A 20171-nucleotide genomic window follows, 5' to 3' on the forward strand; every position below is an offset into this window, starting at 1 on the left:
CATTGGTCGCCTTATGTTGTTGTTATTGGGGGAGGGGCTGGCAGCAAGGCACTCTGTTATCAAGACTGTCGGCGTATGCTGACCAAAGTTTAGAAGTCGGTCACGTTAATTTTTATGTCATGTTGCTACTACTTTAGTCGTGTTCGTTTTTCGGGGTTAACTCTGTAAGTTTTTGTTTCTAATGATTTTTTATTAAGGCTTTTGATGCTGATCTGCGCTCATGCAAGGGCTGACGGATCATCGTTTGAGCCTTGCTTGCCCAGCCTCCAATCTGCCTGGCACAACAGATCCACTGCCAGATGCATCACGGAGGTCACTGCATGAGTCCCACCACTTCACTGCTCATCCTGGGCGCTGCCATCGTGACGATCGTCGTCATGATCGGTCGCTTTCGCATCCATCCTTTTCTGGCGTTGCTCACCGCCAGCCTCATGGTCGGCGTCGGGGCTGGCATGGCGCCGCTGGCGGTATTGGCCGCCATCGAAAAAGGCGTCGGCGGCACCCTGGGTTTTCTGGCCGGAATCATTGGCCTGGGCAGCATTCTCGGCAAACTGCTGGAGGTGTCCGGCGGCGCCCGTCGCATCGCCGAAGCCCTGCTGTCGTCGCTGGGCAGCCAGCGTGCAGCCTGGGTCATGATGCTGGTCGGGTTCATTGTCGGCATTCCGGTATTTTTCGAAGTCGGCTTTGTCTTGCTGATCCCGCTTATCTATGTGGTTGCCCGGCAGACCGGTTTGAGCCTGGTCTATCTGGGGGTGCCGCTGGCCGTGTCGTTGATGGTGGTGCATGCCATCCTGCCGCCGCACCCGGCGGCCACCGCAGTGACCAGCCTGCTCGGCGCCGACATTGGCAAGGTGATCATCTATGGCGTACTGGTGGGGCTGCCGACGGCGGTCATCGCCGGTCCCTTGTGGGCCAGATTGTTCTGCCCGCGTCTGGCGCCGCCCGGCCAGCAGGCTTTTCTTGCCGGGCACAACGAGCAACAGCCTCTTGAGGTTCGTGCGCCGGGTGTCGTTCTGACCCTGTTCACCGTGTTGTTGCCGCTGCTGTTGATGGTTGGCAAGACGCTAGCGATTACCGTGCTGGAGCAAGGCAGCGTGGCGTATGAATGGGTCGCTTTTCTCGGCAGCCCGCTGATTGCGCTGCTGATCGCGGTGTCCTTCGCCTACTGGTCGTTCGGTCTGCGTCAGGGCCAGGGGATGGCGCAACTGCTTGAGCTGACCGGACGTTGTCTCGCGCCACTGGCTGGCATCGTGCTGATCATCGGTGCTGGCGGGGCGTTCAACGAGGTGCTGATTGGCAGTGGTATGGACAAGGCAATGGCCGCAGTGCTGCAGCAGTCATCCTTGAACCCGATCATCCTGGCCTGGCTGATCGCGGGGCTGCTGCATTTTGCCGTCGGGTCGGTCACTGTGGCGATGATCAGTGCAGCCGGCATCGTCTTGCCGGTCATGGCCCAGTACCCGCAATACAGCCCGGAAATCATGGTCATTGCGATCGGCGCCGGTGCGATTGGCTGGACCCACGTCACCGACTCGGCGTTTTGGGTGGTGAAAGAGTATCTGGGGCTGTCGCTGTCGGAGGCCATCAAAAAATTTACCGGCGCGACGGTTGTGGCGTCGTTCACTGCATTGTTGGCCACGCTGCTGCTGGCCCGGTTTGTCTGATCTATCTGGAGATACCCCATGATTCACAACAAGACCCTGCCCGCCTGGTACCAGTCTCACCCGGTGCTGGAGACGATGGTCGCACTGCGCGAAACCCAGTGGTTCAACCCGTCTGTCGCGCCCACGGCCCAAGCCCTGGGCGATGTGGGGCTGACCGCGCAGGATGTGGCTGCCGCCAGTGCCCGGCTGCGCCGCTTCGGGCCTTACCTGGCCAGTGTTTTTCCCGAGACGGCCGAGGCTGGCGGGATCATCGAATCTGGCGTGGTGCCAGTCGAGTCGTTGCGTCGACACCTATTGAGTGAGGCCGGTCTGCACGACAGTGGCAGGTTATGGCTCAAGACCGACAACCAGTTACCGGTGTCCGGATCAATCAAGGCCCGCGGCGGTATTCATGAAGTGCTCAAGCATGCCGAAGACCTCGCGCTGCAGGCCGGTCTGATCGTTCCGGGCGATGACTATCGCAAGCTGGACAGCGACGCGGCCAGGGCATTTTTCGGCCAGTACCGCATCGCGGTAGGCTCGACCGGCAATCTGGGGCTGTCGATCGGCATCATCAGTGCCACGCTGGGCTTCCAGGCCTGCGTGCATATGTCTGCCGATGCCCGGCAATGGAAGAAAGACCGGCTGCGCGCGCATGGTGTGCAGGTGCTGGAGTACGAGTCTGACTACAGTGTTGCGGTTACCGAGGGTCGGCGTCAGGCCGAGGCGGACCCAATGTGCTACTTCGTCGATGATGAAAACTCGCCACATCTGTTTCTCGGCTATGCCGTGGCCGCTGAACGCCTGGCCGGGCAGTTGAGCGAAGCGGGCATCGTCGTCGACGAGCAGCATCCGTTGTTCGTTTATCTGCCTTGCGGCGTGGGCGGTGGTCCCGGCGGCGTGGCGTTTGGCTTGAAGCTGGTATTCGGTGACGCTGTGCATTGTGTATTTGCTGAACCCACTCATTCCCCCTGCATGTTGCTGGGCGTGTACACCGGCTTGCACGATGCGGTGAGCGTTCAGGATTTCGGCATCGACAACCTCACCGCCGCCGACGGGCTGGCGGTGGGGCGTGCGTCGGGGTTTGTCGGCAAGGCCATGCAGCGGCTGATCGACGGCTACTACACGGTGGACGATGCGCAACTCTATCGGCTGCTGCGCTGGGTTTTCGAGCACGAAGGCATACGTCTTGAGCCGTCGGCACTGGCTGGCGCGCCAGGGATGCTCAGGGTGTTGCAGGACCTGCCGTACCGCAAGCGTATCGGGCTTGATCCAGAAACAGCAGCCAGGGCAACGCACCTGATCTGGGCTACCGGCGGCAGCATGGTACCGGCTGACGAATTCAGTGACTATTTGCGCAAGGCTCAGCCAGCGCCGACCCTCTTATAATCGCGGCCCGCAGTTTCGCGAAGGAGGTGAGTATGCCGTACTGGGGACACCGGGCAGGAGAACGGCTGACCGGCCGCAACCTGACCAATTTGCATACGTTTCTGGTGGTGGCCCGGCACATGAGCTTTGCCCGGGCCGCCGATGAGCTGTGTCTTACGGCCAGTGCGGTCAGCCACCGGATTGCCCGGCTCGAAGGCAGCCTGCATGTAAAACTGTTCTGGCGCCTGCCCCGGGAAATCAGCCTGACCGATGATGGCGAACGGATCTTCCTGATCATGCAGGGCGCCATGGACAGCTTGTCTGAAGTGTTCCAGCAGCAGGCCGACGCGCCGGTGGCCGGCCCGCTGACCCTGTATGTCAGGCCTTCGATTGCGCGTTGCTGGCTGGTCCCGCAGTTGGGCCGGTTCGCCGCACAGTATCCGCAGGTGCAACTGGACATCCGGGTCGGTAACGAACGAATCGACTACCGTACGCGCAAGATCGATCTGGCGCTGTGCTATTCCAGCGACGGTTTTCCCGGTCTGGTCAGCACGTTGCTGATGAGCGAACGCATCGCCCCGGTGTGCAGCCCAGAGTATGCAAGGCGGCTAGCGCTGCTCCACACCCCGTCTCGCTTGCATGCCTGCACCTTGCTGCATGACGTCGAAGCCTGGGAAAACGCCGCGTTCGATGCCGAGTGGCGACTCTGGGCCAAGGCGGCGGGTGCGCTGGATTATCTGCCGGAACATTCGATCACCTTTGACCGGTCAGACCTGTGCGTGACCAGTGCGCTGGGCCATGGCGGCATCGCGATTGGCCGCGAACGTCTGGTGCGTAGTCATATCAAGCGCGGTGAACTGGTCTTGCCCTTCGGTGACTTCGTCGATTGTGGCAACCATGGCTACTATCTGGTCCATCCTGCTCACTCAAACATGCCCAAGCGCCTGCAGGTGCTGATCGACTGGCTGCGCGCCTTGGCCGGGGAGGCAGCAAAGCCCTGAAACCGGCAGCGCAGAGCGCTTGAAAGAAGTATTTCAGAGCATTTCCGATAAAAGGTTCGGGCAGATGTGAAAAAATTGTGATTTCATACGAACGGTTCTCAAAAGCGCTTATTACTCTTTGTCTTTTGAGAAGCGTCCGTATTGCCAGGAAGGCCTCAATCACTCTTGCCCAGGTACCCCGTTTCATGGCCCTTTGTTTTCCTTCCCGCCCGACCCTGCTCGCACTCTGCTGCTGCGCAAGCTTCACCACTCACGCTGCTGATCAGGTCGTCGAGCTGGGCGCTACTGATGTCAATGCCACGGCCGTTAAAGCCAATACCAGCACCCAGCCCGAGGCGTATGCCGGCGGTCAGGTCGCGCGCGGCGGGCAGATGGGCATTCTGGGCAATCAGGACAACATGAATGTGCCGTTCATCATGACCAGCTACACCTCCAGGCTGATCGAAGACCAGCAGGCTGAAGACGTTGGCGACGTGCTGCTCAACGACCCGTCGGTGCGTCAGTCGTTCGGTTTCGGCAACCAGTCTCAGGTGTTCGTGATTCGTGGCATGCCTCTGAGCGGTGACGACATTTCCTACAACGGTCTATACGGCGTGCTGCCACGCCAGATTCTCTCGATCGATGCGCTGGAGCGGGTCGAGGTGTTCAAAGGGCCGAACGCCTTTATCAACGGCGTGACCCCCACCGGCAGCGGCTTGGGCGGCGGTGTCAACCTGCAGCCCAAGCGCGCCGGCGACACCCCGACTCGGCGCTACACCCAGGACATCAGCACTGATGGCCGGATTGGCGAACACCTGGATCTGGGCCAGCGTTTCGGCGCAGACAACCGCTTTGGCGCGCGCGTCAACCTGAGCCAGCGCGAGGGCGAAACCGCCATCGACGATCAGGACCAGCGCAGCAAGCTGTTTGTGGCCGGCCTGGACTACCGTGGCGACAATTTCAGGGTATCCAGCGATTTCGGTTACCAGAAAGAGCGCATCAACCACCTGCGCAACACCGTGCAGATCGGCAATGCCACTCGTGTACCCCGCGCGCCGAGTGCCAGCCACAACTATGGCCAGGACTGGACCTACAGCGAGACCGAAGACACCTTCGGCATGCTGCGCGGCGAGTGGGACCTGAGCGACAACTGGACCGCCTACCTGGCCGGTGGCGTCAAGCACACCCGTGAAACCGGGATCTACGGCACCCCGACCCTGGTAGGCAACAACGGCGCGGCAACCGTCGGCGGTTCGGAAATTCCGCACAACGAAGACAACACCACCTTCAGTGCCGGCCTCAACGGCCGCCTGCAGACCGGTCCGGTCAGCCATCAGATTGCTGTTGGTGCGTCGACCATCTGGACCCAGCAGGAAAACGCCTACGTCTTTTATCGCTCGACACCGGGCAACACCAATATCTACAGCGGCGGGCGCCTGCCGATGCCGACGGTGGTTTCCAGCACCGGTGGTGAAATGGGTGATCCGGGCGTGACCGGCAAGACCCGCAACCGCAGCCTGGCGATTTCCGACACCCTGGGGCTGTTCGATGACAAGCTGCTGGTGACCTATGGTTTGCGCCGTCAGCAACTGCGTGTCGAAAACTACCTGTATGACGGCACAAGTTCCAACGGGGTTATCAACCCGGCCAACAACGGCAGCCGCAGTTCGCTCTATGACGAGTCCATTACCACTCCGGTCTATGGCATCGTCTACAAACCGGTTGAAAGCGTTTCGTTGTACGCCAACCGCATTGAAGGTCTGGCCCGTGGCCCCATCGCTTCAGGGACCAACATCACCAACCTGGGCCAGGCCTTCCCGCCGGGCCGCACCAAGCAACTGGAAGCCGGTGTGAAGCTTGACCTGCAGAGCTTTGGCGCCAACCTGGCGGTGTTCCGCATCGAGAAGCCCAGCGACGGTTACGTTGACAGCAACCAGCAGCTTTATATTCGCGACGGAGAGCAGGTCAACAAAGGTATCGAGCTGAGCGTGTTCGGCGAGCCGGTCGAAGGCCTGCGCCTGATGGCCGGCGGCACCCGTATGAGGTCGCAGCTGGAAAACACCGCAGGCGGCACCAATGACGGCAACCATGCCATTGGCGTGCCGACCTTCCAGCTCAATGCCAGCGTCGATTGGGACGTGCCGGGTATCGAAGGTCTGGCCCTCAACGCCCGCGCCCTGCGCACCGGTGGCCAGTACGCCAACGCCAGCAACACCCTGAGCCTGCCGACCTGGAATCGTTTCGACGCCGGCGCTCGCTACAGCTTCAAGGCCTGGAAAGACCTGACCCTGCGTGTGAATGTGGAAAACATCACCGACAAAAACTACTGGGCCTCGGCCAACGGCGGCTACCTGACCCAAGGTGAGCCGCGTCTGGTGAAGTTCTCGGGGACGATTGATTTCTAAACGTTCAGGTGGGCAGCAGTCACCATGGACTACTGCTTGAACGCCCCACTGAACGAAGTATCGATAATGCCCTTGGTATCGAACGCCTTGGGCAGCGCACCGGTCTGCACCAGAAAATCGGCAGTGCCTTGATAATCCCTGGCTGCCTGTTCGTCCACCGGGCCGACGGTCATGTTGGCCTGGCCGATCCAGTGGCGTGACACGGCCGGGTCGAGGTTGGCCTTTTTTGCCCACTGGTCAGCGTAGGTCTGCTTGTTGGCTTCGACCCAGGCGCGGGCTTTGTGCAGGCGGCCGAGGAAGTCGGCAATGGCTTCACGCTTGGGCTCGATGCTGTCGGCATTGGCCGCGATGCTCGACAGGCCGGGCATCAGGTCACGGGCAGTGATGATCGGCCTGGCGCCTGAGAACACTACCTGCTGTGAGATATAGGGCTCCCAGACCGGGAAGGCGTCGATGCTGCCCCGTGGAAAGGCGGCTGCCGCGTCAATCGGCATCAGTTTGACAAACTCCACGTAGTCATGGGGCAGGCCGGCTTTATCGAGGGCGCGAAGGGTCAGTTGCTGACTCCAGGCACCCGGCCAGTAGGCGACCTTCTTGCCCTTGAGGTCTTCAATGGTCTTGATCGGCGAGTCCTTGCCCACCAGCAGGGCGATGGTGTCCGGGTTCTGCCGGGATACTCCGATCAACTTGACCGGTGCGCCTTTGGCGGCCAGAAACAAAAAGCCCGAGTCGCCCAGAAAACCCAGGTCCAGGGCACCCACCTCCAGGCCTTCGGCCACCGGCGCGGCGGACTGGAAGTGTTTCCATTCCACCTTGTAAGGTGCGCCTTCCAGTACCCCGGAGGCTTCCACAGAGGCGCGCACGTTGTAGTAGTTCTGATCGCCAATGCGCAGCACCGTGGTGTCGGCGGCATGGGCGAGCGGGGTGATGATCGCCAGCGCCGCAAGGCTGCGGCGCAGTACACGAGGCAGTTTCATAGGTCAGGTTTCCTTAGCCGACCTTGCGCGGTTGCAAGGTGGCAATATGTTCACGGATCGCCGGGATCAGGCCCCGACCGTAGAGTTCGGCATCGTCCAGCGGATCGAAACCGCGAATCAGAAAGGTGCTCGCCCCATGCTCCCAGTAGCGGCCCAGTGAGGCGGCCACTTGCTCAGGCGTGCCGACCAGCGCGGTGGAGTTCCACTGCGCACCGGTCAGCCGCGCCACGCCGGTCCACAGGCGTTCGTCCAGCACTTCGCCGCGTTGAGCTGCGGCCAGCAGACGCTGTGAACCGGTATTGCCCGGTGCATGGCCGTTTACGGGCAGACCAAAGCGTTCGCGGTTATCGCGGATGCGTTCGAGAATCTCGGCGGCGCGTTTCCACGCGGCCTCTTCAGTGTCGGCGACGATGGGCCTGAACGACACCGAGATCCGCGGCTGGCGGCCACTGGCCCGAGTGGCCCGGCGCAGGTGCTGCACGTGTTCGGCAAAATCGGCCAATGGCTCGCCCCACAGCATGTAAGTGTCGGCGTGCCGGGCGGCCACTTGCAGCGCGGCCGGGGACGAGCCGCTGAAGTAGATCGGGATGTGCGGCTTCTGCCTGGGCCGCACGTTGGGCAACGCGCCCTTGAAGTGATAGAACTCACCCTGATGGTCCACCGGACCTTGCGCGGTCCAGATTGCCTTGAGCGCTTGCAGGTATTCGTCGGTGCGCGCATATCGCTGATCATGGTCCAGCCAATCGCCATCGCGCTGCTGGTCGACGTCGCTGCCGCCGCTGATCACATTAAGTGACAGGCGGCCGTTGCTGAACTGGTCAAGGGTCGCCAGTTGCCGGGCGGCCAGTGGCGGGGCGATCACGCCGGGACGGTAGGCCAGCAGGATACCCAGACGCTCCGTGGCCGCCGCAATGAACGAACTGACCACTGCGCCTTCGGCACCGTTGGAGAAATAGCCCACCAACGCCTTGTCGAAGCCGGCTTGTTCATGAGCCTGGGCGAAGCGACGCACGAAGTCGGCGTCTACTGCGTCGCCCAGCGGCTGGTCCACCTCGGCACTGGGGGTGGCGGTGATCATGCCGATGATTTCCACGCTCATGAAAACTCCTTCGCTGTTTGCCAGGATATGGTCGTCGGTTATAAGCAAGGCAATGCAGCCTGCCTGACGCTTATAAGAGTATTGGCGAGTGCGTGCGAAGGGAAATTCGTTTTTGATATAAGCTAATATTTTAAAAATGCATCAAAACTAATATTTAAAATGCAACAAATATATTTTAAGCGTGGTCATCATGCAGATCGGTCATGCATGAGGTGCAGGCACCCACTGCCGAGTGTTTTTTTCAACAGCAACAACGGCTTGCCGAGGCTGGTGCCAGAATAATGACGTTGCGCGAAATATCACTGCCGCTTGATCTTTATCTCTGCTGGTATGCAGCTATTCTCCAGCCTGACCCCGCTTCAATCTCACCTGGAATCAAGGTCGCTCTCAATAGCCGGTATTTGAGGAGTCTGCGATGCGCCTGCACTCGATTCGTGTTCAGATGATTTTGCCCATAGCCCTGCTGGCCCTGATTATGGTGGGCTTGCTGCTGTTCATGTTTCTCATGACCCAGGTGCAGCAGGATGCAATGCGCCGTCAGGCGGAGACCTATTTCGAGTCGGTGGCGGTGGTGCTCAACGCTGATCGGGATATCTATCAGGCACTGATCGCGCAAGAGCGGCTGATGGCTGGCGAGGGCAAGGTCGCCGACAACCAGCGCGAATTCACTGAAAACGCCCAGCAGGTGTTTGACCGGTTCCAGAAGTTTCGCGGTTTCATGGCCGATGAACCTCAGGTGCTGGCCCCCTTCGCCAATTTCGACCCGCTGTATCGTGAGTGGCTGGACGCCAGCACCTCATTGAATGCCTCGGCCGAAGCGGGACGCTCGCTGGCCAACACCTTGCAGCAGCAGGACAGCCAGTTTCAGATCATCCGCGACATGCTTGACCAGGCCGGCGAGCGCTTGCGTGAGCACACCAGCCAGCGCAAGGCCGAAGCGGATGGCAGTGCTGACTTACAGCAGTATGTCGAAGCGCTCTCGGAGGTTCTCAATGCTGACCGTGATGTCTATCAGGCGCGGCTGGCGCTGCAGAAAATGGCCGCAGGCTCCGGTGATGTAGCGGAAAATCGCGCTTTTTTCGAAGAGAATGTCGAGCAGGCGCTGCAGCGTTTCCATAACTACCGCAGCTACCTGATCCGCGAGCCTGAGCTGGTCGCGCCGTCAGCGCAATTCGATCTGCTTTTCAATCAATGGGTGCAAGCCAGCCGGGCGATGTTCGACTCGCCGCCAGCGCGTACCCAGGCCAGCGTGCCGCAGGCCAGAGTCATTGCCGATCAGCGCTTTGCCGCCATTCGTGAAGTGTTGAACAAGGCCGGTGAGGCTGTGACCGCTCACGCCCGCCAGCAGAAAGAGGCGGTTCGCAAGCAGATTGCCAGCTATGAGCACATTGCGATTGTGGTCATTGCCCTGGCCTTCGGCGTGGCCTTGTTGATCGGCTATTACATGCCGTTGATGCTGACCCGCAAGGTCGAGCATGTGACGCGGCGGATCCGGGAAATCGCTGAAGGCGATGGCGACCTGACCCAGCGCATCAATTCGGGCTCGCGTGACGAACTCGGTGATCTGGCCAGGGAGTTCGACGGCTTTGTCGAGCACTTGCGCGGGATCATCCGCGCCATCCAGAGCCAGTCAGTCACGCTGGGTGGCATGACCGGCGAGCTCAATACCGTTTCCGACCAGGCCGGGCGGATCAGTGAAGGGCTGGTGAGCGCGTCCGACTCGATGGTCAGCGCCGGCAACCAGATGAACGTCTCCAACCAGCAGATGGCCGATCTGGCCAAGGGCACCGCCGATGAGGCCAGCCACTCCAGCCAGTTGACCCATCAGGGCGGCACGGCGGTGAGTCTTTCCAATACCGCCATCGAACGCCTGGTGGTCGATATCGAACTGGCTCTGGAGCGCTCAGTGGATCTGGAGCAGAGCTCGGCGGCCATCACCTCGGTGCTGGAAGTGATCCGTACCATCGCCGAGCAGACCAACCTGCTGGCGCTCAATGCCGCCATCGAGGCGGCCCGGGCCGGCGAGCAGGGCCGCGGCTTTGCCGTGGTGGCCGATGAAGTGCGGACCCTGGCGACCCGTACCCAGGACAGCACCCGTGAGATCGAGACCATGATCGAGCGGCTGCGCCAAAGTGTCAGCGAGTCGAGCACGGCGATTCGCAACAGCCGCAGCAACGCGCGTAACACGGTGGAGCATATCAATCAGGTCAGCACGATTTTCAGCTCCCTCAACACCTCGTTCGACCGGGTTCAGGAGATGGCGGCGCAGACTGCGCTGGCCACCGATGAGCAGGCCAAGGTTTCCCATCACATCAGCGAGAACCTGACCTCACTCAGAGAACAGACTGACGGTGTGCGCGGCATGTCCAATCAGGTGCATAGCCAGTCCAGGCAGATTTCCGCGCTTTACCAGGAACTCAGCCGCCAGGTAGACAGCTTCAAGGTCTGAGCCGCATTGATTACACCTGGTCGCGCCGGTGCACCTGCTGCCCGGCCGACCAGGTTTCGCGCACCACCCGGTCATCGCCCAGGGTCATGAGCACAAACAGAATCTCTTCAATAGTGCGCGTCTGTTGCAAACGCTGGCTGAGCAACGGCGTGGCGTGATAATCGAGGACCACGAAGTCAGCTTCATTGCCGGGCTTGAGGCTACCGATCCGGTCGTCCAGGCGCAGCGCGCGGGCGCCGCCCAGGGTGGCGAGGTACAGCGACTTGAACGGGTGCAGCTTTGCACCTTGCAACTGCATTACCTTGTAGGCCTCGTTGAGGGTCTGCAGGATCGAAAAGCTGGTGCCTGCGCCAACATCGGTACCCAGCCCCACCCGAACCCGATGCCGTTCGGCCATCGGCAGGTTGAACAGGCCGCTGCCCAGAAACAGGTTCGAGGTCGGGCAAAAGGCGATGGCTGAACCGGTTTGCGCCAGCCGTGCGCACTCGGCATCACACAGGTGTACCCCATGCGCAAACACCGAGCGCTCGCCGAGCAACTGATAATGGTCATAAACATCCAGGTAGCCGCTGCGCTGTGGGTACAGCGCCTTGACCCAGTCGATTTCCTGAAGGTTTTCACTGAGATGGGTTTGCAGGTACAGACCGGGGTATTCCTGTAACAGGCGTCCGGCCATGGCCAGTTGTTCAGGGGAACTGGTCGGCGCGAAGCGTGGCGTCACCGCATAACTGAGGCGGCCCTTGCCGTGCCAGCGCTCGATCAGCGTCTTGCTGTCGGCGCAGGCTGACGCCACCGTGTCTGTCAGATCGTCGGGGGCATTGCGGTCCATCATCACCTTACCGGCGATCATCCGCAGGTTATGCTGCTCGGCGGCCCGGAAAAACGCCTCGACCGACTCACGGTGCACGCTGCCGAACACCATGGCAGTCGTAGTGCCATTACGCAGCAGCTCATCAATGAATGACTGCGCAGCCGTCGCGGCATGGTGCGGGTCGGCAAATTGCCGCTCGCACGGGAAGGTGTAGGTGTTCAGCCAGTCCAGCAGTTGTTCGCCATAGGCACCGATCATTGCGGCCTGGGGCAAATGAATATGGGTGTCGATAAAACCAGGCGTGATCAGTGCATCGCGGTGCTCGATCACGCTGACCTCGCTGCCCAGCGTCGGCAGCAGGTCGCCAGCCTCGCCCACGGCGCTGATATGCCCGTCCTCGACCAGCAGCAGGCCGTCGGCGAAATACTGGTAACTGGCCTCAATACCGACTTGGGCAGGATCCTCGATGCTGTGCAGCAAAGCCCCGCGGTGAGCAGTGCGATGGGCTGAAGCAGGACTCATGAATACCTCTTGCAAGACCGGTTGATAAATACAGGTTACAGGACGCCGGTTCGACGTGTTTGCAGCGCTGGAGTTTCCGGATGTTTTGCTCATCCATGTTTGTGCGCTTGAGATACACTGCGCCGCCATGTGTAGCGCGGAATCTGAAGGAATTACATGATGTTCAAGGCGCCGGACAGTCTGGCAGAGCAAATTGCCCAACATTTGGCCGAGCGGATCATCCGTGGCGAGCTTAAACCCGGCGAGCGTATCCAGGAGCAGAAAGTCACCCAGGCGCTGAATGTCAGCCGCGGCTCGGTACGTGAAGCACTGCTGGTGCTGCAGCGCCGGCACCTGGTGGTGATCCTGCCGCGCCGTGGCGCCCAGGTCACGGCGCTCAACGCTCACCATGTGACCAGCCTGTGCAAGCTGATGAGCGAGCTGTACATCCTGCTGGCCATCGCGGTGTCCGAGCGCTGGCAAACGGAAAGTGACCTGCATGGGTTTCTGGCCATCCAGCAGCGCCTGACCGCCAGTTTCGAGCGTCAGGACGTCCAGGCCTTTGTCGATGACAGCTTCAGCATCATGCGCGCGGCGTTTCCGTTCGCCGACAACCCGTACCTGCAAGAAACCATCGAGAACCTGCAGCCGTCGATGAGCCGCAACTATTACCTGGCCCTGGAGCAGCGCAAGGCCGAAATGGGCGATTTCCTGGTGCTGTTCGCGCAATTGCTGCAGGCGGTGATTGATCGCGAGCCGGCGCGCATCCGCAGCGTGCTCGCCGAATACGGCCAGCGCAATTGCCAGCTGGTGCTGGCTGCTTTGACGGCAGCCTGACCCCATGCGCCTCAAATGCATCAAGCTGGCGGGGTTCAAATCCTTCGTCGACCCGACCACGGTGAACTTCCCCAGCAACATGGCGGCGGTGGTCGGCCCCAACGGTTGCGGCAAATCCAACATCATCGACGCGGTACGCTGGGTGATGGGCGAGAGTTCAGCGAAAAACCTGCGCGGCGAGTCGATGACCGACGTCATCTTCAATGGCTCGACCAGCCGCAAACCGGTCAGCCAGGCCAGTATCGAGCTGGTGTTCGATAACTCGGCCGGCACCCTGGTCGGTGAATACGCCGCTTACGCGGAAATCTCGATTCGCCGCAAGGTGACCCGCGAAAGCCAGAACACTTATTACCTCAACGGCGTCAAATGCCGCCGCAAGGACATCACCGACATCTTCCTGGGCACCGGTCTGGGGCCGCGCAGTTACTCGATCATCGAACAAGGCATGATCTCCAAGCTGATCGAAGCCAAGCCTGAAGAACTGCGTAACTTTATCGAAGAAGCCGCCGGCATTTCCAAGTACAAGGAGCGCCGCCGCGAGACCGAAAGCCGTATTCGCCGCACCCAGGAAAACCTGGAGCGCCTGACCGACCTGCGCGAAGAACTCGAACGCCAGATCGAGCGTCTGCACCGTCAGGCCCAGGCAGCCGAAAAGTACCAACAGTACAAGGCCGAGGAGCGTCAGCTCAAGGCGCAACTGTCGGCCCTGCGCTGGCAGGCACTCAACGATCAGGTTCGCCAGCGCGAGTCGGTGATCGGCGACCAGGAAGTGGCTTTCGAGGCGCTGGTGGCTGAGCAGCGTAACGCTGACGCCGGGATCGAGCGGCTGCGTGACGGCCATCACGAGCTGTCAGAGCGTTTCAATCTGGTGCAGGGCCGCTTCTATTCGGTGGGCGGCGACATTGCCCGGGTCGAGCAGAGCATTCAGCACGGCCAGCAACGCCTGCGCCAGTTGCAGGACGACCTGCGCGAGGCCGAACGGGCGCGGCAAGAAACTGAATCGCACCTGGGCCATGACACCACCTTGCTGGCGACCCTGAACGAAGAGCTGGAAATGCTCGAACCCGAACAGGAAATGACCGCCGCCGCTGCCGAAGAGTCGGCCGTGGCGCTGGAAGGCGCCGAAGCCGCCATGCATGGCTGGCAAGAGCAATGGGACCAGTTCAACCAGCAGTCCGCCGAGCCACAGCGCCACGCCCAGGTGCAGCAGGCGCGCATTCAACAACTGGAGCAGGCCCTGGAACGGCTGGCCGAGCGCCAGCGGCGGCTGGCAGAAGAGTTGCAATTGCTCGCAGCCGACCCTGAAGACGCGGCGATCCAGGCGCTGGACGAAGAGTTGGCGACCCGCCAATTGACCCTTGAAGACCTGCACATGAGCGAGGAGCAGGTCGTCGAGCAACTGGAAAGCGTGCGTGCAACGCTGCAGCGCAGCACCCACGACCAGCAGCAGGCGCAAGGCGAACTGCAGCGGCTGCACGGTCGCCTGGCTTCGCTGGAGGCCCTGCAACAGGCTGCGCTGGACCCCGATAGCGGGACCGCCGAGTGGCTGCGTGATCAGCAGTTGAGCCAGCGGCCACGATTGGCTGAAGGGCTGAGCGTCGAATCAGGCTGGGAGCTGGCGGTCGAAACCGTGCTGGGCGCCGATTTGCAGGCGGTGCTGGTCGATGATTTCGCTGGGTTGGATCTGGCCGGTTTCAGCCAGGGCGACCTGCGGCTGGTCAGCCCGGCCGGTGACGCGGCGCGGCTGCCGGGAAGCCTGCTGGATAAAGTCAGTAGCGATACTGACCTGTCGGCCTGGCTGGGCCAGGTGCTGCCAGTGCAGGATCTTGACGAAGCGCTGGCCAAACGTAGCGCTCTGAGCAGCGGGCAAAGCCTGATCAGCCGTGATGGCTATTGGGTAGGCCGGGACTTTCTCCGGGTTCGACGGGTCAGCGAGGCGCAGAGCGGGGTGTTGGCCCGTGGTCAGGAAATCCAGCAGTTGCAGCTCGAGCGTGACGAGCGTGAAGCGGCGCTGGCTGAGCTTGACGAGCGTCTGCAGGGGTTGCGTGAGCAGCAGACTCAGCAGGAACAGCAGCGGGAGGAACTGCGCCGCAAGCTGCAGGACGAAAATCGCCAGCAGGGCGAGCTCAAGGCACGCCTGTCGGCAGCCAAAGCCAAGGCCGAGCAACTGACCCTGCGCCGCGTGCGGCTTGAAGAGGAACTGGCCGAACTGGCCGAGCAACGCAGCCTGGAGCATGAAAACCTCGGTGAGTCGCGCCTGCAATTGCAGGAAGCGCTCGACAGCATGGCGCTGGACACCGAGCAGCGGGAAGTGCTGCAAGAGCGCCGCGACAGCCTGCGCGAGCGGCTCGACCGGGTGCGCCAGGAGGCGCGCCAGCACAAGGACCGCAGCCATCAGTTGGCGGTACGCCTCGGCTCGCTCAAGGCCCAGCACAACTCCACTCATCAGGCCCTGGAGCGGCTGCGCATGCAGTCCGAGCGCCTCAGCGAACGCCGCGAGCAACTGAGCCTGAACCTGGAGGAGGGCGCGGCGCCGCTGGAAGAGTTACGCATGAAGCTCGAAGAGCTGCTGGAGCGGCGCATGGTCGTCGATGACGAAATGCGCACCGCCAAAAATGCCCTGGAAGATGCCGACCGCGAATTGCGCGAGGTCGAGAAGCGCCGCAGCCAGGCCGAGCAACAGGCACAGCTGTTGCGCGGGCAACTGGAGCAGCAGCGCATGGACTGGCAGTCGCTGACCGTACGGCGCACCGCCTTGCGCGATCAACTGCACGAGGACGGTTACGATCTCGATGGGGTGCTCGCCACCCTGTCGGCCGATGCCGACGAGCGTCAGGCCGAGCAAGAGCTGGAAAACATCGCCGCACGCATCCAGCGCCTGGGGGCGATCAACCTGGCGGCCATTGATGAATACCAGCAGCAGTCTGAGCGTAAGCGTTACCTGGATGCCCAGGACGCCGATCTGGTCGAAGCTCTGGACACGCTGGAGAACGTGATCCGCAAGATCGACAAGGAAACCCGCAACCGTTTCAAGGACACCTTCGATCAGATCAACAGCGGCGTGCAGACGCTTTTTCCAAAAGTTTTCGGTGGCGGCTCGGCTTATTTGGAACTGACGGGCGAAGATTTACTCGATACAGGGGTGACAATCATGGCGCGCCCCCCAGGCAAGAAGAACAGCACCATTCATTTGTTGTCCGGTGGCGAGAAAGCCCTGACTGCTTTGTCTCTGGTGTTTTCGATATTCCAGCTCAATCCGGCGCCGTTCTGCATGCTCGACGAGGTCGATGCGCCGCTGGACGACGCCAACGTGGGCCGCTATGCACGTCTCGTGAAAGAAATGTCACAAACCGTGCAATTCATCTACATCACCCACAACAAGATTGCCATGGAAATGGCTGATCAATTGATGGGGGTCACCATGCACGAACCCGGATGTTCGCGCTTGGTGGCGGTGGATGTCGAGGAAGCCATGGCCATGGTGGACGCCTGATTGCGGGCCGCCATGGCGGCAAATATGGCTTTTTGATAGGACGGTTGTGCGCCAGATAACGGTTCAGGACACAACAGGTGATACAGACGGTGTTAAGTTACCGAAGGTCGTGCTAGTTTAATGACCACTTTTTTATTTCAGCGTGGGCAAAATGCCAGTTAGAACATAGACTTGGCTCCACGTTTTAAAGGGGTTTAACCCCCTGGTTTTCGAATTTCTCATTTGAGGCACTGGATTACATGGAAATCGGTCTGCGTGAGTGGCTGATCGTCATCGGCATTATCGTCATCGCCGGCATTCTCTTCGACGGCTGGCGCCGTATGCGCGGCGGCAAGGGTAAATTGAAATTCAGGCTTGACCGCAGCTACTCCAACCTGCCGGATGACGACGAAGCCACGTCGCCTGAGCTGTTGGGCCCCTCCCGGGTGCTGGAGTCGCAAAAAGAACCGGAACTCGACGAGCATGACCTGCCATCGATGAGCGCCGAAACGCGCGAGCCGCGTCGGCGCTACAACGACAAGAAGCCGCGCAAGGACGAGCCGCAGGCGGGCGACCTTGAGCTGGACGACGAAACCCCCAGCTTCTCGGCCCGTGATCGTGAGCGTGACCGCGAAGAAGTGCTGGTGGCGGAAGAAAAACCGGCCTCACGCACCTCGTCCGGCTATGGCAATGTTTCTGACGACAAAGAGCAGACACCGCTGGAAGAAGTGCTGGTGATCAGCGTGATTTCCCGCGACGAAAGCGGCTTCAAGGGCCCGGCACTGCTGCAGAACATCCTGGAAAGCGGCCTGCGTTTCGGTGAAATGGACATTTTCCACCGCCACGAAAGCATGGCTGGCAACGGCGAAGTGCTGTTTTCCATGGCCAACGCGATCAAGCCGGGTGTGTTCGATCTGGACGACATCGACCATTTCAGCACCCGTGCGGTGAGCTTTTTCCTGGGGCTGCCAGGTCCGCGTCATCCCAAGCAGGCGTTTGACGTGATGGTTGCGGCGGCGCGCAAGCTGGCCCATGAGCTTAACGGTGAACTCAAGGACGATCAGCGCAGCGTGCTGACCGCCCAGACCATCGAACATTATCGCCAGCGCATCGTCGAATTCGAGCGCCGTGCACTGACCCAGCGCCGCTGAGCGAGGCGGGCGCGGCATGCAGGCCCGCCCGTGTTTCACCCTTGCGTACTGAGCAGCCCCGGCTGCTCTTTTGCTTTTTGAGATTGAGAGAACACTTCCCATGAAGGCAGTCGAGACCCGAATCCTGGAACTGCGTGCAGAGCTGGATCAGCACAACTACCGCTATCACGTGCTGGACGAGCCGAGCATCCCGGACGCCGAATACGACCGACTGTTTCATGAACTCAAGGCGCTGGAGGCCGACCACCCGCATCTGGTGACCCCGGATTCGCCCACCCAGCGGGTCGGCAGTGCTGCCCTGAGCGCGTTCAGCCAGGTCCGTCATGAGCTGCCGATGCTCAGCCTGGGCAATGCCTTTGAAGAAACCGACCTGCTGGACTTCAACCGGCGGGTCGCCGAAGGGCTGGATTTGCCGGCCGGCGATCTGTTTGGTGGCGGCGCCAAGGTGCAGTACAGCTGCGAACCCAAGCTCGATGGTCTGGCGGTCAGCCTGCTGTACCGTGATGGTGCACTGGTGCGCGGCGCGACCCGTGGGGACGGCACGACCGGTGAAGACATCAGTGTCAACGTACGGACCATTCGCAACGTGCCGCTCAAGTTGCACGGCACGGGCTGGCCTGAGCTGCTTGAAGTGCGCGGTGAAGTGTTCATGTCCAAGGCCGGTTTCGAAAAACTCAATGCCAGCCAGGCAGAAGTGGGTGGCAAGACCTTTGCCAACCCGCGTAACGCGGCGGCTGGCAGCCTGCGGCAGCTGGATTCGAAGATCACTGCCAGTCGTCCGCTGGAGTTCTGCTGTTATGGGCTGGGCCAGGTCACTGCAGATATTTCCGACACGCATGTAGGTGTACTTGAGCAACTTAAAACCTGGGGGTTGCCGGTCAGCCGCGAATTGAAACTGGCTGATGGCGTTGAGCAATGTCTTGAGTACTACCGTGATATCGGCGAGCGGCGTTTAACCCTGCCCTATGAAATCGACGGCGTGGTATTCAAGGTCAATAACCTGGGTTATCAGCGTGAACTTGGCTTTCGTGCCCGTGAACCGCGCTGGGCCATTGCTCACAAATTCCCGGCCCTCGAAGAGCTGACCGAACTGCTGGATGTGGAATTTCAGGTCGGCCGCACCGGCGCAGTCACGCCTGTAGCACGCCTCAAGCCGGTCAAGGTGGCAGGGGTCACGGTGTCCAACGCCACGCTGCACAACATGGATGAAGTGGCCCGTCTGGGGGTGATGATTGGCGACACCGTGATTATCCGCCGGGCCGGTGACGTGATTCCGCAGGTGGTACAAGTGGTCACCGAGCGGCGCCCCGAGGACGCCCGGCCGGTCGCAGTGCCAGAAGCCTGCCCGGTGTGTGGCTCGCATGTCGAGCGCACCCAGCTGGTCAAGCGCAGCAAGGGCAAGGAAACCCTCAGTGAAGGCGCGGTGTATCGCTGTATTGGCCGTCTGGCCTGCGGTGCACAGCTCAAACAGGCCATCATCCATTACGTATCGCGCCGCGCCATGGATATCGACGGGCTGGGCGACAAGACCATCGAGCAACTGGTCGATGAAAAACTCATCGGCTCGCCAGCGGACCTGTACGCACTCAAGTACGAGCAGATCATCGACCTGGAAGGCTTTGCCGAGGTGTCGACCAACAAGCTGCTCAAGGCCATTGACGACAGCCGGCAGCCGCCGCTGGCCCGCTTTATCTACGCGTTGGGCATCCCGGATGTCGGTGAAGAGACCGCCAAGGTTCTGGCCCGCTCGCTGGGCGCGCTGGCGCGGGTCAGGCAGGCCTTGCCACAAGTGCTCACCTACCTGCCGGACATCGGCCTGGAAGTGGCCCACGAGATCCACAACTTCTTCGAAGACCAGCACAACCGCAACGTCATCGACGCCTTACTGGGCGAGCGGGGCCTGAAGCTGCAGGACGAAGTCGAACTGAGCGCGGACTTCGCCGCCAGTGCGACCCTGGGCAGCCTGCTCGACAAGCTGCACATCCCGTTTGTAGGGCCGGGCGGTGCGCAGAAGCTGGCCGAGCGTTTCGGCTCGCTGGACGGCGTGCTGCAGGCCGACTGGCTGGACATGCGCCAGGCTTTGCCAGAGAAACAGGCCAACTCGGTGCGTGAGTTCTTTGCCAATCAAGACAACGTTAAACGCGCCCAAGAGATCGAAGCCCAGCTCAAGGACTTCGGCATGCACTGGCAAAGCGAAAAGAAAGTGGCCGAAGGCTTGCCGCTGGCCGGTCAGACCTGGGTGCTGACCGGCACGCTGGAGCGCATGAGCCGCGACATCGCCAAAGACAAACTGGAAAGCCTCGGTGCCAAGGTCTCAGGCTCAGTATCGGGCAAGACCCACACCGTCGTCGCTGGCCCCGGTGCCGGCTCCAAGCTGACCAAGGCCAATGAGCTGGGGGTCAAGGTGCTGGATGAAGATGCTTTCGTCGAGTTTCTGGCCGGGCAGGGCATCAGCGTCTGACGCGGCATGGCTTTTTT

11 protein-coding genes and 2 pseudogenes are annotated in these 20171 nt (G+C 61.1%); 10 read left to right on the forward strand and 3 right to left on the reverse strand.

All coding sequences use genetic code 11. The features are described from left to right. The first annotated feature begins 320 nt into the window (after nt 1-320). The 4 genes from PSCI_RS18275 to PSCI_RS18290 all read left to right on the forward strand — a co-directional run bounded on the left by PSCI_RS18275 (nt 321) and on the right by PSCI_RS18290 (nt 6396). Nucleotides 321-1664, forward strand: a complete 1344-nt coding sequence (locus tag PSCI_RS18275; protein WP_045489803.1) for a GntT/GntP/DsdX family permease — start codon at nt 321-323, stop codon at nt 1662-1664. Between the two features lie 18 nt (nt 1665-1682). Then, complete coding sequence (locus PSCI_RS18280; RefSeq protein WP_045489805.1) at nt 1683-3032, forward strand: D-serine ammonia-lyase; 1350 nt, start codon at nt 1683-1685, stop codon at nt 3030-3032. Nucleotides 3033-3064: 32 nt separating this feature from the next. After that, a complete protein-coding gene (gene dsdC, locus PSCI_RS18285; RefSeq protein ID WP_045489807.1) occupies nt 3065-4012 on the forward strand; it encodes a DNA-binding transcriptional regulator DsdC in 948 nt (315 codons plus the stop codon). 185 nt (nt 4013-4197) lie between these two features. After that, entirely contained in the window at nt 4198-6396 is a 2199-nt protein-coding gene (locus PSCI_RS18290; protein WP_045489809.1) for a TonB-dependent receptor, read from the forward strand. Nucleotides 6397-6425: 29 nt separating this feature from the next. On the opposite strand, the gene PSCI_RS18295 is transcribed toward PSCI_RS18290, so the two are convergent. Together PSCI_RS18295 and PSCI_RS18300 are read right to left on the reverse strand one after the other, a co-directional pair. Next, on the reverse strand, nt 6426-7373 hold the full coding sequence (locus tag PSCI_RS18295) for an ABC transporter substrate-binding protein (RefSeq protein ID WP_045489811.1): 948 nt from the start codon (nt 7371-7373) through the stop codon (nt 6426-6428). A 13-nt stretch (nt 7374-7386) separates the two neighbouring features. Then, nucleotides 7387-8451, reverse strand: a complete 1065-nt coding sequence (locus tag PSCI_RS18300) for an LLM class flavin-dependent oxidoreductase (RefSeq protein WP_144403392.1) — start codon at nt 8449-8451, stop codon at nt 7387-7389. Between the two features lie 1474 nt (nt 8452-9925). Here PSCI_RS18300 and PSCI_RS30225 point away from each other — a divergent pair. Together PSCI_RS30225 and PSCI_RS30230 are read left to right on the forward strand one after the other, a co-directional pair. After that, nucleotides 9926-10063, forward strand: a pseudogene (locus PSCI_RS30225) (HAMP domain-containing protein); the annotation flags it as partial. A gap of 351 nt (nt 10064-10414) precedes the next feature. Further along, nucleotides 10415-10921 (forward strand): annotated as a pseudogene (locus PSCI_RS30230) (methyl-accepting chemotaxis protein); the annotation flags it as partial. A 10-nt stretch (nt 10922-10931) separates the two neighbouring features. Here PSCI_RS30230 and guaD read toward each other — a convergent pair. Beyond that, nucleotides 10932-12254: a guanine deaminase gene (gene guaD, locus PSCI_RS18310; RefSeq protein ID WP_045489815.1), complete on the reverse strand. Its 1323-nt coding sequence runs from the start codon at nt 12252-12254 to the stop codon at nt 10932-10934. 156 nt (nt 12255-12410) lie between these two features. Here guaD and PSCI_RS18315 point away from each other — a divergent pair, with 156 nt between their 5' ends. The 4 genes from PSCI_RS18315 (at nt 12411) to ligA (ending at nt 20154) form a co-directional block, all read left to right on the forward strand. Further along, nucleotides 12411-13070, forward strand: a complete 660-nt coding sequence (locus tag PSCI_RS18315; protein ID WP_045489817.1) for a GntR family transcriptional regulator — start codon at nt 12411-12413, stop codon at nt 13068-13070. 4 nt (nt 13071-13074) lie between these two features. Continuing rightward, entirely contained in the window at nt 13075-16563 is a 3489-nt protein-coding gene (gene smc, locus PSCI_RS18320) for a chromosome segregation protein SMC (protein ID WP_045489819.1), read from the forward strand. A gap of 239 nt (nt 16564-16802) precedes the next feature. Beyond that, nucleotides 16803-17693, forward strand: coding sequence for a cell division protein ZipA (gene zipA, locus PSCI_RS18325; protein WP_045489821.1), 891 nt, complete (start codon nt 16803-16805; stop codon nt 17691-17693). A gap of 100 nt (nt 17694-17793) precedes the next feature. Further along, nucleotides 17794-20154 carry an NAD-dependent DNA ligase LigA gene (gene ligA, locus PSCI_RS18330; protein ID WP_045489822.1) on the forward strand — a complete coding sequence of 787 codons (2361 nt, stop codon included), beginning with the start codon at nt 17794-17796 and terminating at the stop codon, nt 20152-20154. Nucleotides 20155-20171 lie beyond the last annotated feature (17 nt).

Origin of the sequence: Pseudomonas sp. StFLB209 (assembly GCF_000829415.1) — a bacterium.
Lineage (GTDB): Bacteria > Pseudomonadota > Gammaproteobacteria > Pseudomonadales > Pseudomonadaceae > Aquipseudomonas.

What these genes read in the sequence shown, in the direction of transcription:
- PSCI_RS18275 (WP_045489803.1), top strand. Translation starts at nt 321, where the DNA reads ATGAGTCCCACCACTTCACTGCTCATCCTGGGCGCTGCCATCGTGACG.
- PSCI_RS18280 (WP_045489805.1), top strand. Translation starts at nt 1,683, where the DNA reads ATGATTCACAACAAGACCCTGCCCGCCTGGTACCAGTCTCACCCGGTG.
- dsdC (WP_045489807.1), top strand. Translation starts at nt 3,065, where the DNA reads ATGCCGTACTGGGGACACCGGGCAGGAGAACGGCTGACCGGCCGCAAC.
- PSCI_RS18290 (WP_045489809.1), top strand. Translation starts at nt 4,198, where the DNA reads ATGGCCCTTTGTTTTCCTTCCCGCCCGACCCTGCTCGCACTCTGCTGC.
- PSCI_RS18295 (WP_045489811.1), bottom strand. Translation starts at nt 7,373, where the DNA reads ATGAAACTGCCTCGTGTACTGCGCCGCAGCCTTGCGGCGCTGGCGATC.
- PSCI_RS18300 (WP_144403392.1), bottom strand. Translation starts at nt 8,451, where the DNA reads ATGATCACCGCCACCCCCAGTGCCGAGGTGGACCAGCCGCTGGGCGAC.
- guaD (WP_045489815.1), bottom strand. Translation starts at nt 12,254, where the DNA reads ATGAGTCCTGCTTCAGCCCATCGCACTGCTCACCGCGGGGCTTTGCTG.
- PSCI_RS18315 (WP_045489817.1), top strand. Translation starts at nt 12,411, where the DNA reads ATGATGTTCAAGGCGCCGGACAGTCTGGCAGAGCAAATTGCCCAACAT.
- smc (WP_045489819.1), top strand. Translation starts at nt 13,075, where the DNA reads ATGCGCCTCAAATGCATCAAGCTGGCGGGGTTCAAATCCTTCGTCGAC.
- zipA (WP_045489821.1), top strand. Translation starts at nt 16,803, where the DNA reads ATGGAAATCGGTCTGCGTGAGTGGCTGATCGTCATCGGCATTATCGTC.
- ligA (WP_045489822.1), top strand. Translation starts at nt 17,794, where the DNA reads ATGAAGGCAGTCGAGACCCGAATCCTGGAACTGCGTGCAGAGCTGGAT.